This window comes from Arcticibacterium sp. SM2516, from assembly GCF_057914865.1.
The window spans coordinates 1,948,403-1,966,395 of record NZ_CP195290.1 but is presented as its reverse complement, the minus strand read 5'-3'; the positions used below and the strand labels follow the sequence as shown (position 1 = coordinate 1,966,395).

Annotated in this window: 12 protein-coding genes; 8 read left to right on the top strand and 4 right to left on the bottom strand. The window is 39.0% G+C overall.

Translation table 11 applies throughout. The features are described 5' to 3' along the window. Window positions 1–259: 259 nt before the first annotated feature. The 5 genes from gltB to ACSBFT_RS08145 all read left to right on the top strand — a co-directional run bounded on the left by gltB (window position 260) and on the right by ACSBFT_RS08145 (window position 9,798). Window positions 260–4,813, top strand: coding sequence for a glutamate synthase large subunit (gene gltB / locus ACSBFT_RS08165; RefSeq protein WP_463044270.1), 4,554 nt, complete (start codon window positions 260–262; stop codon window positions 4,811–4,813). Between the two features lie 34 nt (window positions 4,814–4,847). After that, entirely contained in the window at window positions 4,848–6,362 is a 1,515-nt protein-coding gene (locus ACSBFT_RS08160; protein ID WP_463044271.1) for a glutamate synthase subunit beta, read from the top strand. 347 nt (window positions 6,363–6,709) lie between these two features. Beyond that, on the top strand, window positions 6,710–7,300 hold the full coding sequence (rnhB, locus tag ACSBFT_RS08155) for a ribonuclease HII (protein WP_463044272.1): 591 nt from the start codon (window positions 6,710–6,712) through the stop codon (window positions 7,298–7,300). A gap of 10 nt (window positions 7,301–7,310) precedes the next feature. After that, the gene (locus tag ACSBFT_RS08150; RefSeq protein ID WP_463044273.1) at window positions 7,311–8,261 is read left to right on the top strand and encodes a formylglycine-generating enzyme family protein; all 951 of its coding nucleotides are present in this window, start codon (window positions 7,311–7,313) and stop codon (window positions 8,259–8,261) included. 223 nt (window positions 8,262–8,484) lie between these two features. Beyond that, complete coding sequence (locus ACSBFT_RS08145) at window positions 8,485–9,798, top strand: Gfo/Idh/MocA family protein (RefSeq protein WP_489604217.1); 1,314 nt, start codon at window positions 8,485–8,487, stop codon at window positions 9,796–9,798. A gap of 348 nt (window positions 9,799–10,146) precedes the next feature. On the opposite strand, the gene gndA is transcribed toward ACSBFT_RS08145, so the two are convergent. Beyond that, window positions 10,147–12,021, bottom strand: a complete 1,875-nt coding sequence (gndA, locus tag ACSBFT_RS08140; protein WP_489604216.1) for an NADP-dependent phosphogluconate dehydrogenase — start codon at window positions 12,019–12,021, stop codon at window positions 10,147–10,149. 118 nt (window positions 12,022–12,139) lie between these two features. Here gndA and ACSBFT_RS08135 point away from each other — a divergent pair, with 118 nt between their 5' ends. After that, window positions 12,140–13,333, top strand: coding sequence for a M20 metallopeptidase family protein (locus tag ACSBFT_RS08135; RefSeq protein ID WP_463044276.1), 1,194 nt, complete (start codon window positions 12,140–12,142; stop codon window positions 13,331–13,333). Between the two features lie 69 nt (window positions 13,334–13,402). On the opposite strand, the gene ACSBFT_RS08130 is transcribed toward ACSBFT_RS08135, so the two are convergent. Then, on the bottom strand, window positions 13,403–14,164 hold the full coding sequence (locus ACSBFT_RS08130) for an ion channel (RefSeq protein ID WP_489604215.1): 762 nt from the start codon (window positions 14,162–14,164) through the stop codon (window positions 13,403–13,405). A 15-nt stretch (window positions 14,165–14,179) separates the two neighbouring features. Further along, window positions 14,180–14,365, bottom strand: a complete 186-nt coding sequence (locus tag ACSBFT_RS08125) for a hypothetical protein (protein ID WP_489604214.1) — start codon at window positions 14,363–14,365, stop codon at window positions 14,180–14,182. Window positions 14,366–14,524: 159 nt separating this feature from the next. On the opposite strand from ACSBFT_RS08125, the gene ACSBFT_RS08120 reads away from it, so the two are divergent. Continuing rightward, window positions 14,525–15,220 carry an SDR family NAD(P)-dependent oxidoreductase gene (locus ACSBFT_RS08120; RefSeq protein WP_463045745.1) on the top strand — a complete coding sequence of 232 codons (696 nt, stop codon included), beginning with the start codon at window positions 14,525–14,527 and terminating at the stop codon, window positions 15,218–15,220. Window positions 15,221–15,224: 4 nt separating this feature from the next. Then, the gene (locus tag ACSBFT_RS08115; protein WP_463045746.1) at window positions 15,225–15,401 is read left to right on the top strand and encodes a Lacal_2735 family protein; all 177 of its coding nucleotides are present in this window, start codon (window positions 15,225–15,227) and stop codon (window positions 15,399–15,401) included. A 50-nt stretch (window positions 15,402–15,451) separates the two neighbouring features. Here ACSBFT_RS08115 and ACSBFT_RS08110 read toward each other — a convergent pair whose 3' ends face one another. Continuing rightward, window positions 15,452–17,743 carry a GH92 family glycosyl hydrolase gene (locus ACSBFT_RS08110; RefSeq protein ID WP_489604213.1) on the bottom strand — a complete coding sequence of 764 codons (2,292 nt, stop codon included), beginning with the start codon at window positions 17,741–17,743 and terminating at the stop codon, window positions 15,452–15,454. Between the last annotated feature and the right edge of the window lie 250 nt (window positions 17,744–17,993).

The following is a 17,993-nucleotide window of genomic DNA, read 5'->3' as shown; positions in this document are numbered from 1 at the left end:
TTGTTAAGACAAGTAGATTTCTTTGATATTTTGCTGGTGAATTGTATTATTCTAATGTTAAATTTTGATTAAGGTATTTTATTATTATTACAGCCTTAAAATTGGAGAATACCTGACAATCTCAATTTTTTTTGTTATTATATTGCAAGGCAGAGCCAAAAATATAACCACTATTTTTGCTCTATCGGGTTAACTAATTTTTGTCTAATAAAGACGGTTTTACTCAGCATACATTTTTATAACAGGAGTACTATAAGGAATGATTGAAACAGAACAAAATTCAGGCTTATATAACAGTGAGTTTGAGCATGACGCATGCGGAATTGGCTTCAGAGCACATCTGAAAGGCCGTAAATCTCATGGAATAGTAACAGATGCCATTCAAATGCTAGAAAGAATGGATCATAGAGGAGCATGCGGATGCGATCCCAATACGGGTGACGGTGCAGGGCTGTTGTTACAAATTCCTCACGAGTTTTTTGTGTCCGAATGTCGAAACAAAGGATTTAAGTTGCCATCTGCTGGAGAATACGGTGTTGGTCAAATTTTCTTCCCTTATCAAGAAATTGCCAGAGAAGAGTGCCGAGAAATTCTAAATAGAAAAATAGAAGAGCTAGGCTTTGATCTTTTGGGCTATAGGAAAGTTCCTACGCTCAACGAGACGCTTGGAGAAGGTTCATTAAAAGTGGAGCCGTGGGTAGAACAAGTTTTTGTTAAAATGCCTGAAACGGTTGAGGATGACCTGATTTTTGAGCGTAAGCTTTATGTTTTAAGACAATTTGCTTCTGCGGTTATTAGAGACTCGGTTAAAAGTGTAAGAGAGTCCTTTTATATTTCTAGCTTGTCTTGTCGTACCATTTCTTATAAAGGTCAATTAACTACAGACCAACTAAAATATTACTTCCCAGATTTACAAGATTCAAGAGTGGTTTCGGCCTTTGCTATTGTTCACTCTCGTTTCTCTACCAATACTTTCCCATCTTGGAAATTGGCTCAGCCGTTTAGGTTCATTGCTCATAATGGTGAAATCAACACCGTTAAAGGTAATGTAAACTGGATTAGAGCTGCAGAAAAGTCTTTCTATTCCGAATTCTTCACGAAGGAAGAAATGGAAATGATTATGCCTATCTGTGATAAAGGCAATTCTGATTCTGCCATGTTAGATAACGCCATAGAGCTGCTTTATCTTTCAGGAAGATCTCTTCCGCATGTTATGATGATGATGGTTCCAGAGGCGTGGGACGGAAACGAAGCCATGGATCCAGTAAGAAAGGCATTTTATGAGTACCATGCTACTATTATGGAGCCATGGGATGGCCCTGCATCTATTTCATTTACGGATGGAAAGATGGTAGGAGCGACATTGGATAGAAATGGTTTAAGACCTTCTAGATACTGGGTGCTGAATGACGATACCGTTGTGATGGCTTCAGAAGCAGGGGTTTTAGATATAGACCAATCAACGGTAGTTTCTAAAGGTCGTTTACAGCCAGGTAGAATGTTTGTGGTAGATATGGAGCAGGGAAGAATTATCCCTGACGAAGAATTAAAAGCTGATATCTGCTCAAGGCAACCATATGGTGAGTGGATTGATAAGCATAAAATCAATATTAAGAAACTTCCTAAATCTATAAGACCATATACGCATTATAGCCCTGAGAAACTTCTTAAGAGGCAAATAACAGCGGGATATACATCTGAAGATTTAAGATTGATTTTAGGACCCATGGCATCTTTAGGTAAAGAGGCAATTGGTTCTATGGGGATTGACATACCATTGGCCATTTTGTCAAGCCAAAGTCAGCACCTTTCTTCTTACTTTAAACAACTATTTGCTCAGGTAACTAACCCACCGATTGACTCTATTAGAGAGCGGTCAATCATGTCATTGATATCTTTTGTAGGTACAGCAGACAATATTTTAACGGAGTCACCAAGACATTGCCGTCAGGTGCAGTTACAGCAACCTGTGTTAACACCGAAAGAATTTGATAGGCTGAGATTTGTGGATCGTGATGGCTTCCAAGCTAAAACCATCAATACTTATTTCTATACCAGCACAGAAAACCCAGGCGAAGCTTTGGCTTTTGGTATAGAAAGGATTTGTAGATATGCCGAAGATGCCATAAGAGATGGTTTTGAGATTTTGGTTTTATCTGATAGAGCAGTAGATTCAGAGCACGCTGCTATTCCTTCACTATTGGCGACATCTGCAATCCACCACCACTTAATCCGTAAAGGTTTGAGAGGAAAGGCGAGTATTGTAGTAGAAGCGGCTGATGTTTGGGAAACGCATCATTATGCAGCATTAATAGGTTATGGTGCATCAGCGATATGTTCTTATTTGGCTTTTGAGACATTGACAAAAATGAACGCTTCTGGTCAGATTGACGGGGAGTTTACAGACAAAGAATTATATTATAACTATATCAAGGCTGTAGATAAGGAGTTATTGAAGATTTTCTCGAAAATGGGGATTTCGACATTACAGTCTTATCAAGGAGCTCAAATCTTTGAGTGCTTAGGTCTTAATCAAAAGGTTGTTGATAAGTATTTTACAGGCACTGTTTCAAGAATTGGAGGTTTAGGTATTGACGAAATCGCTAAGGAGGTTATCGTAAGACATCTAGTGGCTTATCCTAATGAGGAGAAGGAATCTGTCAATAGGTTAGAAGTAGGTGGTGTTTATCAATGGAAACAACGTGGCGAAAAGCACATGTTCAATCCAGACTCTATACATTTACTACAACAGTCTACTAGGGTAGGTGAAAAGGACATTAACGAAGGGTATAAGATTTTTAAAAAATATTCTAAGCTCATAAACGACCAATCTAAAGAAGCCTTAACACTTCGAGGATTAATGCGTTTCAAGCAATCGGAATCTATTTCAATTGATGAAGTAGAATCTGTAGAAGAAATATTCAAACGCTTTGCTACTGGAGCCATGTCATTTGGTTCTATTTCATGGGAAGCTCACACCACATTGGCTATAGCGATGAACCGTATTGGTGGTCGTTCAAACTCTGGTGAGGGTGGAGAAGATGAATCAAGATACACACCTATGGAAAACGGAGACAGTATGTCTTCTAATATCAAGCAGGTGGCTTCTGGAAGATTTGGTGTAACAAGTTATTACTTGTCTAACGCCAAAGAACTTCAAATTAAGATGGCTCAAGGTGCCAAGCCTGGAGAAGGCGGTCAGCTTCCTGGTCATAAAGTGGATGATTGGATTGGACGTACGCGTCATAGTACGCCTGGTGTAGGTTTAATATCCCCACCTCCTCACCACGATATCTATTCAATTGAAGATTTGGCTCAGTTAATTTATGACTTAAAAAATGCCAACGAAGAAGCTAGAATTTCTGTGAAATTAGTTTCAGAAGCTGGTGTGGGTACCATTGCAACGGGTGTGGCTAAAGCTCACTCAGATGTGGTATTGATAGCAGGTTATGACGGGGGTACTGGAGCTTCTCCTTTATCTTCATTAAGACATGCAGGTCTTCCTTGGGAACTAGGTTTGGCAGAGACGCATCAGACCCTTGTTAAAAACAAGTTGAGAGGCAGAATCGTAGTGCAGACGGATGGACAGTTAAGAACTGGTAGAGACATAGCCATTGCTACTTTATTAGGAGCAGAGGAGTTTGGTGTGGCAACAGCGGCCTTAGTGGCAGCAGGATGTATCTTAATGAGAAAATGTCATTTAAATACTTGTCCGGTCGGCATTGCTACGCAAAGAAAAGAGCTAAGAGCTTTATTCAGCGGTAAGCCAGAACATGTTGTGAATATGTTTACATACCTCGCCATGGAAATGCGTGAGATTATGGCTGAATTAGGTTTCAAAACGGTCAACGAGATGGTTGGTCAGGTTCAGAAATTAGAAAAGAGAAGCGACATCAAGCATTGGAAATATAAAGACTTAGACCTTTCTAAGATTCTCTATAAAGAGCCTATTTCTGCGGAGGTGGCAGAATATAAGCAAGAAGAGCAAGACCATGGAATTGAGTTTGTTCTAGACAGGAAAATGATTAAGGACGCTAAGGCAGCTTTAGAAAATGGAGAAGCTGTATCTGCTGAATATCCTATTAATAACTTGGATAGAACAGTGGGAGCCATGCTTTCTCATAAGATTTCTAAACTTTATAAAGGAGAAGGATTACCAGCAGGTACTATTCACTTTAAATATAGAGGAACAGCAGGGCAATCTTTCGGTGCATTCTCTACAAAAGGTTTGAAGTTAGAACTCGAAGGAGACTCTAATGACTATTTTGGGAAAGGATTATGCGGTGCTGAGCTGATAGTCTACCCAGATAGAAAAGCTACATTCAAAGCAGAAGAAAATATGGCAGTTGGTAATGTTTCTTTCTATGGTGCTACCTCTGGTGAGGCATTTATAAGAGGGCTAGCAGGTGAACGTTTTGCGGTTAGAAACTCTGGTGCTAGAGTAGTCGTAGAAGGAATAGGTGACCATGGCTGTGAGTACATGACTGGTGGTACAGTAATTGTTTTAGGGCCAACTGGTGAGAACTTTGCCGCGGGTATGAGTGGTGGAATAGCCTATGTTTACGACAAGGACAAAGTGTTTGATCGTAAGTGCAATAAAGAAATGGTAGATTTAGAAGGCTTGACGGCTGATGATGAAGCTATTTTGGAAGGCATGATTACCAAACACATGGAAGCCACGGGTAGCGAAGTAGCGAAGGTTATCTTGGCTGACTTGAAGTCAGAGTTGGAAAACTTTGTAAAAGTTTATCCACGTGATTACAAACGTATCTTGGCGGAAAGAAGTAAGGCAGAAGCCACAAAAGCGGCATAAGGAAATCAATTTTAAAAAGTACAACGGCAATAAAATGGGTAAACCAACGGGTTTTTTAGAATTCGAAAGAGAAGCTTCTAAATATAGGAGTATTGAAGAACGTAAAAAAGACTACCAAGAGGTAGAACAAAAATATAATTCTGAGCAAACGCATGAGCAGGCTGCTCGCTGTATGGACTGTGGCATTCCTTTTTGTCATAATGGTTGCCCATTGGGTAACATTATTCCAGAATTTAACGATGCAGTTTATGAGGAAAACTGGAAGCAGGCATATCAAATTTTGGCGAGTACAAATAACTTTCCAGAATTCACAGGAAGAATTTGCCCTGCACCCTGTGAATCTTCATGTGTATTAGGAATTAACAAACCTCCTGTGGCTATCGAGTATATTGAGAAATCAATTATCGAGAAGGCTTACGAAGAGGGATGGGTTGTTGCAAATCCGCCATCTTCAAGAACAGGAAAAACGGTAGCGGTAGTTGGTTCTGGTCCTGCTGGAATGGCAACGGCTGCTCAGTTGAATAAAGCAGGTCATACGGTTACTTTGTTTGAAAGAGCTGACCAAATTGGTGGCTTGGTGCGTTATGGTATTCCAGATTTCAAGCTTAATAAAGACATCATTGATAGAAGAATAGCAGTGATGGCTGAAGAAGGTGTAATATTCAAAACAAGTACCAATGTAGGGGTTGATATTAAAGCAGAACAATTGGAGAGAGATTTTGATGCTGTTGTTTTAACCGGTGGTTCTACTGTACCTAGAGATTTAAGTATTCCTGGAAGGGAACTTAAAGGGGTGCATTATGCAATGGAGTTTTTAAGTCAGCAAAACAAGAGAGTGGCCGATGGTAAAGGTATCAAGGTCGATTTCTCAGTAGATCATCAAGGTGCTAAATATCAAAATGGCGATTTGTCTGCAAAAGGTAAGAACGTCGTGGTTATTGGTGGAGGAGATACTGGTTCTGACTGTGTAGGTACTTCTAACAGACACGGTGCCAATGCTATTTATCAAATAGAAATTATGCCAATGCCTCCTGCAGAGAGAGCAGAAAGCACGCCTTGGCCGCTTTGGCCTATGCAGCTTCGTACCAGTACTTCCCATAAAGAAGGCTGTGATAGAGATTGGCAAATAAACACGAAAGAGTTTGTAGGTGACGAAAACGGAAACCTGAAAGGCTTAAAGTTGGTGAATATTGAATGGATAAGAGATAATGACAGAATGGTCATGAAGGAAATTCCAGGAACCGAAAAAGAGGTGCCTTGTGAATTGGCTCTGCTTGCTGCAGGATTCTTACATCCACAGCACGAAGGTCTATTAAATGACTTAGGCGTAGATTATGACCAAAGAGGAAATATTAATGCTCCAAAATATCAAACTAGCAACGAAAAGGTTTTTGCTGCTGGTGACATGAGAAGAGGTCAATCTTTAGTGGTTTGGGCTATATCTGAAGGTCGTGAGGCCGCAAGAGCGGTAGATGGATACTTAATGGGTCAGTCTTTCTTAGAAGCAAAATCTGTTTCTATGATTTCTCCAGCTTATTTAGGTGTTTAAATTATAAAAATCTTTGAGCTTTATGGGTTCAAGTTTTCAATGAAAGAGCAGTCCTAGTTTTCTAGGGCTGTTTTTTTATGAATTTACTTTTCCCTGACTTTTTAACTCGGTTTATGCATTGGAGATTCGTAATGAATAGTTAAAGTGTAATAATCAGACATTTAAACAATATTAGCATAGCGGTCTACCCTGAGCTTTTTGTCGAAGGGTTCTGGTGATTGAGTTTAAATGAGTTTATGAACTGATTTGAAGTAATTTAACTACGGTCCCGATAAGTATCGGGAGATTTTCTAATGAATAAAGCGGGTTTAATTGAGATATTATGCCCTAGATATTAACTTGCCATCATGCTGAAACCCTATTTTAATAAAGAATGTATAGAGGCTGGATTAGACGAGGCTGGTAGAGGATGCCTAGCGGGTCCCGTGGTAGCTGCGGCTGTTATCCTACCAAAGGATTATGATAATCTAGAACTTAATGATTCTAAGCAGCTCGATAAGGCTGCAAGAGAACGTTTGGCAGAAATTATAAAAAAGGATGCTCTGGCTTTTGCCATAGGAATTTGTTCCCAAACGGAGATAGACGAAATCAATATTTTACAGGCTAGTATCTTAGCCATGCATAAAGCGGTGGCTTTATTAGAAATAGCTCCTGAACATTTACTGGTAGATGGAAATAGATTTGTTCCTTATTTATCAATTCCCCATACTTGCATTATTAAAGGCGATGGCAAATATCAGAATATAGCGGCAGCTAGTATTTTGGCCAAAACGTATAGAGATAATCTTATGGAGAGCTATGCCAAAGAGTTTCCTCATTACGGTTGGCATACCAACGCTGGTTATCCAACAATTAAGCATAGAGCCGCCATAAAGGAGTATGGTGTAACTTATTTGCATCGCATGACTTTTAGACTTTTAAAACCCGAAATTGAATAAAAAAAATTAGATGAAAATTATCTTAAGTTTCGTACTGCTACTTTCTAGCTTACTTTTTATACCACAAGAATTCAAAGATTACAGACAGGAGATTCCAAACACAAAACAGGGGTTTGATATGATCGCCATTCCTGGGGGAGCGTTTCTCTTTGGAAGTCCGGAAACTGACAAAGACAGAGATGAAGACGAAGGACCTCAAAAAAAGGTGGCTTTAAGTTCCTTTTGGATGGCCAAATATGAAACCACCTGGGATTTGTACCTTATCTATCAGAATAGCGAATTGGAAATAGATAAAAAGTTGGTGTTGGATGGCATTTCAAGACCCACCAAACCTTATGTGGAAATGTCTTTTGGGCAGGGTAAAAATGGCGGTTTCCCAGTATGTAACGTAACGCAGTATGCCGCAAGATCGTTTTGTAAATGGCTATATAAAAAAACAGGCGTATTTTACCGCTTGCCAACTGAGGCAGAATGGGAATATGCTGCTAAAGCAGGAAGTACCACACCTTGGCATTTTGGAGAAGATAAAGGGCAATTAGAAGATTACGCATGGTTATATACCAATTCCAACGGTGCTTATAGCATAGTTGGAGAGAAGAAGCCAAACAAATGGGGACTTTATGATATGTATGGGAATGTGGCAGAGTGGACTTCAGATGCCTATTTACCGAATGTACATCAAGTTTTAGAAGATGGTGTGAAGGATCCGTCTTTTGAACCTGTAAAACTTTACCCTCATACCATCAAAGGTGGACATTGGGACGATGACCCAGAGGCTCTTCGCTCTGCCGCTAGGGTAGGTTCTACACAAAGATTGAAACAACAAGACCCTCAAATTCCTAAGTCAGATTGGTGGCTTACGGATGCTCCTTTTTTAGGTTTCAGATTGGTAAGACCTTCGGTTCAACCTTCGGAGGCTGAGATTGAAAGATATTTTGCCCCACCACCAAAAGATAAGTAATACTCCTATTGACGTGAGAAAATGCCTTACGCCCTATATTTCCTGGAATTGGTTTAGGCCAATTCTTTATCGGAAATTAAGGTAATCCTTAAAGAATGAGTGGGACGTTGGCAGAAACAGGGTATTTAGCTATTGTTTAAAGACTCCTGTTTATTTTATCGTCAGTTTTTTTTAGCTTTAGTCATTCAACCGTTTTGTAAATAATATATCCCTTAGAAATAATATGAAAGATTTAAATCGCCGTTCTTTTATTAGAAACTCGGCCATGTTTGCTGGTGGAGCGGCATTGGTAGCTAATCCTCTTATGTCTTCTGCATTTTATGCCGGAGCAGATGAAATCAAAGTAGCCTTAATAGGTTGTGGAGGTAGAGGTTCTGGAGCTGCCTTTCAAGCATTGTCTGTAAAAGAAAATGTGAAATTAGTGGCCATGGCAGACGCTTTTAGAGATAGGCTAGACAGTTGTTATACCAACTTAACTACTGGAAGAGCATTAGAAGGCGAGGTAGCTGGGCGTGTTCAGGTAGCTGAAGAAAACAAATTTGTGGGTTTTGATGGATATAAAAAAGCCATAGCATTGGCAGATGTGGTTATCCTTACCACACCTCCAGGTTTTAGGCCAATTCATTTTGAAGAAGCGGTACGTCAAAATAAGCATGTATTTATGGAGAAGCCTGTAGCTACAGACGCTCCAGGCATTAGAAGAGTTTTGGATGCAGCTGAGGCCGCAAAAAAGAAGAATCTTAAAGTGGTGGTGGGGCTTCAGCGTCATTATCAGAAATCGTATTTAGAGACATATAAGCGGGTAGTAGATGAAGGAATGATAGGAGATATTGTTTCAGCTCGTTGTTATTGGAATAATGATGGTGTTTGGGTGAAAAAGCGTGAAGACAGCATGACAGAAATGGAATACCAAATGAGAAACTGGTATTACTTCGTTTGGTTATGTGGCGATCATATCTCTGAGCAGCACATTCATAATATAGATGTTATCAACTGGTTTAAAGGAGGGTATCCTACTGAGGCCATTGGTATTGGTGGAAGGGAAGTAAGAAAAGGGAAAGAATACGGAGAAATATTTGACCACCATGTGGTAGAATTTGAATATGCCGACGGAATGATATTAAATAGCCAATGCCGTCACCAACCTGGAACAGTGGCTAATGTGTCTGAGCATTTGATAGGAACAAAAGGCCGTGCCACAGAGGGCAAAATCACAGACTTAAAAGGGAATAGTCTTTTCCGTCATAGAGGCAGAGAAGACAAAAACGCTTATCAAGTAGAGCATGATGTGTTATTCCATAATATTGCCAATAATATAGCGGTAAATGATGCCTATAATGGAGCGATGAGTACCATGACGTCTATTCTAGGTAGAATGGCTACTTATTCGGGTCAAAAAGTGACTATGGAAGAGGCTCTTAAATCAGAGATTTCTTTAGCTCCAGATAGTTTCACATGGGATACGATGCCAAAATCGTTGCCAGATGCTAATGGTTTTTATCCAATTCCTGTTCCTGGGAAATTCAGAGCGGTATAACATTTATAGAAAGGTTTTAAAAATAAAAGGTCTCGCTTACACCATCTAAATGGTTTATTCGAGACCTTTTTCTATATATCAACCTTAACTTAATTCCATTTAAAGTTTAACCCGGTTTATGCATTGGGCAATCTCCCGATTTTATCGGGGCCGTAGCTAAATTGCTTCAATTTAGTACAAATCGTCAAACTCAGCACAGGCTACACCCAATTAAAGGAAATCACCATAGCCCTTTGACATTAGCTAAGGGTAAACGCTATGCTAATTCCCTTTAATTGTCTGATTTATTGTACTTTAAAATACATAAAGATTCCCCATTACATAATTCGGGTTTAAATACACTTGATTTTATTCCCAAATGGTGTGATAAGACTTGCCACTTTCGTCATCTACACGTTTATAGGTATGTGCACCAAAGAAGTCTCTCTGAGCTTGAATAATATTGGCGGTAGGATGATGATATAAACTGGCGTTCAAATAATCCAAAGCAGAAAGGTGACATGGTATAGAAACTCCAGTTTGAATACCAGAAATTGCGACAGTTCTTAAAGAGCCTAATTGAGCGTTTAAGCTCTGCTTTTCGCTATTAAGAATAAGTGAAGTGGAAGTTCTTAGTGTATCAATTAACGTTTCCATTAGTCCAGAACGAATGATACAGCCATTGGTCCATATTCTAGCTATTTCAGATAGGTTTAACGTCCATTCGTATTTGTTAGAAGCTTCTTCTATCAATTGAAAACCCTGTTGGTGATTAACGAGTCTGGCTAATTGATAGGCACTTTTAAGGTCTGTTATTCTAATATTCCCTGTGATAGCTTCCAATTTAAAAGTATTGGTAAGCTCGGTTCTTTTGGTTTTAAATGCAGAAATGTATCTTGCAAATAAGGCTGAAGAAATCATGGTAGCTGGTATGCCCAGCTCTGCCATAGATTCCGTGGTCCAGCTTCCTGTACCTTTGTTGCCAGCTTGGTCTAATATGATATCCACCATGTACTGGTCACCTTCTTTCTTAGTCAAAAGTTTATAAGTGATTTCTAGTAGGTAGCTGCTCAATTCGCCATCATTCCATTCTTTTAAAATATCTGAGATTTCTATAGGAGATAGTCCGTTGACATATCTTAAAAGAGCAAAAACTTCCGCTAATAGCTGCATTTCAGCATATTCTATGCCATTATGCACCATTTTAATATAGTGTCCAGAGCCGCCTTTGCCTACATATGTACAGCAAGCATTTCCTTTTTTGTCTCTAGCTGCTATAGCTTCTAAATAGGGTGCTATTTTCTCATAAGCGGTTTTATCGCCACTAGGCATAATAGAGGGACCTTTGAGTGCTCCCTCTTCGCCACCAGACACACCCGTCCCAATAAACTGAATACCTTTTTTAGATAATTCGATTCCTCTTTTTTCTGTATTGGTAAAGTGTGAGTTTCCACCGTCGATAATCACGTCTCCTTCGTCTAAAAGAGAAGAAAGTTCATCAATGACTAAATCGGTTACTTTCCCTGCATTCACCATCAAAAATACTTTTCTAGGAGTTTGCAAAGCTTGAACAAAAGCTCTCATATCTTCAAAACCTTTGGCTTCGCTTAATTCGTCAAATTCGGTGATGAACGTCTCCGCAACTTGCTCCTCAGTACCTTTTGAAAATCTGTTGTAAAGGGCTAATTTAAAACCATTGTTGGCGAGGTTTCTGGCGAGGCTTTTACCCATAACGCCTAGTCCTACGAGTCCAAATTCTTGTGTTGGTATTGGTATTTGTTTCACAATGTCTGCAATTATGTTTTCTGGTTCTTGGTCTATAGAAACGTGTAAGCCATAAGGTGGAATCTCAAGGGTTTCAAATTGAGATTTTAGAAGACCCGGTGGCATAAAGTGATTTTTACGGGCTTTCATTCTTGCGTCAATGAGTTCATAGCTACCTTCCAAATAAACAAAGGTGGCTTGACCACCAATTCCTTTAAAGAGAAGTGCTCTGTATACTTCTTTCAGTGCAGAGCAAGCAAATACACCACCTTCTTTGGAGGTTTTTGCCTTTTTATTGATGGATTCCAGCCAGCCCTGACGGTCGTCGTCATTGAGCGGAATGCCTTCACTCATTTTGTCGATATTGGCTTGTGGATGAAAATCATCACCATCATAAAATGGAATTTGTAGTTCTTTTGCCAATAATTCGCCAACAGTAGATTTCCCACTGCCGCTCACACCCATTATATATATAATCATCTAAAACGCTAAATTTGAGCAAAGAAAGCAAAACCTACATTTTTTAACTAAGAATATGCCAATAGATTCTTGAAGGAAGAGAAAACCAGTAGTTTTGCACAGCAATAAATAAGAAATTATGAGTCTGATTGATAAAATAAAAACTTTAGCCGCAGAGCAATTTGAAAATTCTGTGGCCATTAGAAGGCATTTGCATGCTAATCCTGAATTATCTTTTGAAGAGCATGAGACTTCGGCTTTTGTGGTGAAGACTTTGGAAGAAATGGGTTTGAAACCAGAGCATGGTATCGCGGGTACGGGTGTGGTGGCTTTAATAGAAGGAAAAAATCCATCGAAAAAAGTTGTTGGACTTCGAGCAGATATGGATGCCTTACCCATTTTTGAAGCTAATGATATTTCTTATAAATCAAAAAACGAAGGGGTGATGCATGCCTGTGGGCATGATGTGCACACCACTTCTTTACTAGGAACAGCTAAAATTCTAAATAGCCTGAAAGATGAGTTTGAAGGTACGGTGAAGCTTGTTTTTCAACCAGCGGAGGAGAAAGCACCAGGTGGGGCTTCTATTATGATTAAAGAAGGAGTGTTGGAAAATCCTAAACTTCAGGCTATGCTGGGCCAGCATGTGGCACCTAATATTCCTGTAGGTAAAATAGGTTTTAGAGAAGGGATGTACATGGCAAGCACGGATGAAATTTATTTAACTGTAAAAGGTAAAGGAGGGCATGGAGCGGCTCCAGATGCATGTATTGACCCTATTTTAGTAGCCTCTCACATCATTGTGGCCTTGCAGCAAATTATTTCTAGAAATAGAAAACCTACCAATCCCTCCGTTTTAACCTTTGGTAAAATAGTAGGTCTGGGTGCTACCAATGTTATACCCAACGAAGTGAAGATTGATGGTACCTTTAGAAATATGGATGAAGAGTGGCGTGAAAGAGGGCTACAATTAATCCAAAAAATGGCTGAAACTATGGCGGAGTCTATGGGTGCTGTTTGTGAGTTTGAAGTTATTAGAGGGTATCCTTATTTGGAAAATAATCCAGCATTGACAAAGAAGGTAAGAAAAGCTGCTGAGGCCTATATGGGTAAAGAGAATGTGGTTGATTTAGACTTATGGATGGCAGGAGAAGATTTTGCCTTTTATTCTCAGGTGGTGGATTCTTGCTTTTACAGGCTAGGGACTAGAAATGAGGCCAAAGGAATAGTTTCTGGCGTACATACACCTACTTTTAATATTGACGAAGGAGCCATAGAAATAGGTATGGGACTCATGGCCTGGAATGCCATAAGCGAATTGGCTAATCATTAACAATTTTTTGAAAAATTTTATTAGAGGCTCGACGTCGGTAAGTTGAGCCTCTTTTTTTTTGGTCTATTGCTAATATTTATTCAGTTCAGCATCATATATTTCATCAATTTTTCCCAAGTCTAGCACATACGCTTTATCTACGGCTTCCAGCATGGATGTGAATTTAGCTCCCCACATAAGTTCATTATAGAGGTAAGATTTTCTTGAATGAACAGGGTCAATCATGGTGTCATTGATGGCTTCAATGGATACAATAAATTCACCATCACATTTTTGAAGACTTTCTGCAGCTTCGCCATAGAGTATGCTTTCCTTGGTAATAGGATGAACCACGGTCCAGGCCGTGGGTAAGTAAAGTACTTTTGAACGCTCAGTGTCTAAAGTATAGTATTTTCTAATGGTTTCGTTCCGATCGGTTTCGTTCCGAGAGAAAATGAAAGTTACTTTTACATTCATGAGCTGGTTATGTTTTTCGTTGGCTACTCTAAACATTAACCCATTTATGTCTAAGTAGGGGCTTATAATAGCCTTGGAAGAGAACATAAGCTTAGGATTAGGTCTAGAAAATCTACCATAAAGCAAACCTGTCATGATGGAGAAGATAATCAAGCCAAACATGGCTTCTGCCGCCGCCACAGAACTTGTAAGATATCCGGCGGGACTAATTTTACCGTAACCCACGGTGGTTAAGGTTTGACTTGAAAAGAAAAATGCTTCCCAAAAATCTGATAAACCATCTGATTCTGAAATTCCATGTAGTTTTTCTACACCAACAACATAATAAATGGCACCGAAAATAAGATTTACAAAGAGGTAAAAGAGAATAATCAATATGCCAAACTTTAACTAGTGCATTCTAATTAGCCTATGGTAAATATTACTTTTGGCTTCAAAAGACTGATTGAGTTTTCTGACATTAAACTGGCCATCAGGGTTTACCAGACGTGCATTTTCGCTGGTTACTTTAGTCCCAAAGCCTAGGTCTTCTCTGCTTTTTTCTTTCTCTACAAGTGATTCTTTAGAACGTCTCATAAACGCAAATTAATCATTGAAATGGAAGTATGTGTGCATCAACAAAATAAAAATGTGAAAATTTTCATTTAAGAAAATTAAAAATTTCATAAGAAAAAGTGCGTAATTAGTTTATTCTGTTTAATAAATTGTAAATTTGGTTAAACAAAGCAAATTTCAATGTCAAGTTTTCTTGTAATTGGTGGTTCTTCGGGTATTGGTCTAGCATTAGTTAAAAAACTAAGCCTAGAAGGTCATGATATTTACAGTACCTACAAAACCCATATTAAAGCGGATTTTGAAAATGTTCGTTATCAGAAATTAGATGTTTTAAAGGAGTCTTTACATCCAGATTTCTTACCCGAGCGTATTGATGGCTTCGTTTATTGCCCTGGCAGTATTAACCTTAAACCTTTCAGCCGCTTCAGTGCAAATGATTTTTTGGAAGACTATATGCTTCAAGTAGTTGGTGCCACAGAACTACTTAAATCGGTATTACCTCACCTGAAAAAGTCGGACAACGCGTCCGTTTTGTTTTTTTCCACCATTGCGGTTCAGCAAGGTTTTAGTTTTCATAGTCAGGTATCTGCCTCAAAAGGAGCTTTGGAAGGATTGACAAGAGCTTTGGCTGCGGAGTTAGCTCCTACTATTAGAGTAAATGCTATTGCTCCTTCGTTAACAGTAACACCATTGGCCGAGAAGCTAATTAATTCGGACGCTAAAAAGGAAGCTCAATCAGAGAAAAATCCCTTAAAGAGACTAGGTTCTGTGGATGATATAGCGGAAGCAGCAACTTTTTTATTAAGTGATAAATCTAGTTGGATTACGGGTCAAATTTTACACATAGACGGCGGCTTGTCTGCCATTAAATTTTAATATTATGATTACATTTTTTAAAAGAAAGACGGAATCGGATAAACTTTATGACAAGTATAAATCTCTTTTAGAAGAGGCACATTCCTTGTCTACCAGAAATCGCAGATTGAGTGATGGCAAATTTTCTGAAGCGGAGGGTGTGTTACGTCGAATAGATGAATTGAGTGAATTGAAAAAGTAATACTGAACAGAAAATAAGCTGTTCAGTATTATTCATATGTTTGGGAATGACTATTTGTGCTCTAATGAAAACGGTCTTGAAAGTTTGTCCACACCCCAGTCATAATTAGGTGTATCGCTCATTTCAAAATTTAATTCACCACCTTTCATAAGGTCAAAATGATTGAGGAAGTTTTTGTCTGTGGCCTTACCGTTAAAAGATAAACTCTTAATGTAAATTTTACCTTGGCTTGCTCCTTTAGCATTAATTCTGAGTTGCTTACCGTTATCTAAGCTGAGTGTTAGCTTGTCAAAACGTGGCCCAGAGATTACGTATTCTGGAACTGATGGACTTACGGGGTAAAAACCCATAGCCGCAAAAACGTACCATGCTGACATTTGACCTGCATCGTCATTTCCACTTAATCCACCTATTTCCGCACTGTATTCTTTTTTCATAATTTCTGATACTAGTTTTTGGGTTTTCCAAGGCTGTCCAGAGAAGTTGTACATGAAAGGAATCTGATGGCCGGGCTCATTTCCATGCCAGTATTGACCTTTAGCATGAAAGCTATCCATATTACGGTTGAAGTCAGCCTCGCCACCCATTATTTTCATTAAGCCTGCTACATCATGAGGTACATACCAAGTGTATTGATAAGGCGTGCCTTCGGTGATATAGGGCATTCTGGTCAATTTATTATAGTTGCTGGTAAAAGTACCATCCGCAAATCTTCCCTTAACGGTTGAGTCCGAAGGGCTATATACGTTCACATAATTCAAAGCTCTTTTACGCAATATTTCGGCATAGTTAAGGTCTCCTTTTTTCTCCGCTATCTGGCTTAATGAGAAGTCGTCAAAAGCGTATTCTAAAGTTCTTGATACTTGCTCTCCTTTATGGAAAGAGTCCATGACTTTGTCTTCAAGAGGTATGTAGCCATATTTTAAGTACGATTCTAAAGCCCTTCTACCTTTGCCATTTTTGTATTCTTCTATTGTTGCTGGCGATTCAAAAGCATTTTTTAGCAAATAGCCATATTGCTTGTCGTTAAGACCAATAATGTCTTTCATGTAGGCATCCGCAATGGCCGTGATGGCGTGATCTCCTATCATAGCACTGGTGTAGCTATTCCAACATGGGAAAATTGGCAGCCAGTCGCCTTGTTCCGCCATCAAGAAAAGACTCTGCATCATGTCGGCATTGGCTTTAGGCTTTAATATGCCAAACAAAGGATGAGAAGCACGGTAGGTGTCCCACATGGAAAAATCGCTATAGTAATCGCTTTTACCACTATTAAGAATTTCCTTTCCGCCAGCAAAACTAGGGTAGGAGCCATCGATATCATTATAAGTTCTAGGTTGTAAAAAGCTATGGTAAAGTGCGGTATAAAACTTTACCTTATCATTTTTTACCGTAGTTTCAACCTCAATTTTGGACAACAATTTTTCCCAAGTATTTTTAAGCTCTGCTTTTACATCGTCAAAATCCAAGTTGGTGGTTTCTGCATCCAAGTTCTTTCTAGCCTGTGCTATACTCGTGAAGGAAGTACCAATTTTGACATAGACCACCTCGCCTTTTTGTGCTTTAAAAGAGACGTAGGCACCTATGTTTTTTTCATTGGCTATTTCTAATTGACCATCTAGATTCTCTGCACCTTTATAAACGCCTTCGGATTCAAAGTCTCGGCTTATTTGAGCCACAAAATATCCACTAAAACCTGCTGATTCCCCCGATCCTTGGTAAATTCGATGTACAGGATTGTAACCTACAATTTCGTTAGCTTCTTTATTGATTTTTATATAACCCATACCTTCATCAGAGTTTGGGTTGAGAACTAAATGTGCCTGGTCCGCTTTATTAAAGGTAAATTTGAAAAGCCCCGCTCTTTTGGTAGCCGTCATTTCAGCTTTTATACCGTATTCTTCTAAAACAACCTCATAAGCATGAGGACTAGCTTTTTCGGAAGCGTGTTTAAACGGTGTGGCTCTTTCTTCAGGTAAGCATTTTAGAGCTCCAGTCAGTGGCATTATGGTCATGCTCCCGTAGTCTTGAACACAAGAGCCACTTAACCAGTGGCTACCTCTAAATCCCTGAAAAAGTGAATCTGTATAATAATATGGAGCCAAACATTTTTTCTCGGTGTCTTTGGTTTGCGGTGTCCAATTGGTCATACCAAATGGTGTGGTGACGTAAGGAACTACCTGTGCATTATTTTCTTTGTTTTCGCCATGTTCTAAAGCACTTTCTGTGGTGGCAGTTGCCGTTCCAATGAGTGGATTTACATATCTGACTAAATCAGTTGTTCTTTCTGAGGTTTTACAAGAGAGCATTGTTACCACTAAAAAGAGGCTTAGGTATTTCATGAAAATGTGATTCGGGTTAAATTTAGAATTAGGGTTTGACTTTAAAATCATGACTACTTTTTTGGGCTATTGAAGTGGTTGCAAGATTTGATTCCAAAGTTATTTACAATAATGCTTTACTAATATTTATTTGACTTAAAAAAGATGAAAAAAATCATAATAAGTCGTATTGTGTGGATTTAAACCAATCAGAAAGGCGAAAAAAAACTCTATATTATTATATAGAGCCTTTCCAAAACAAACAATTTAA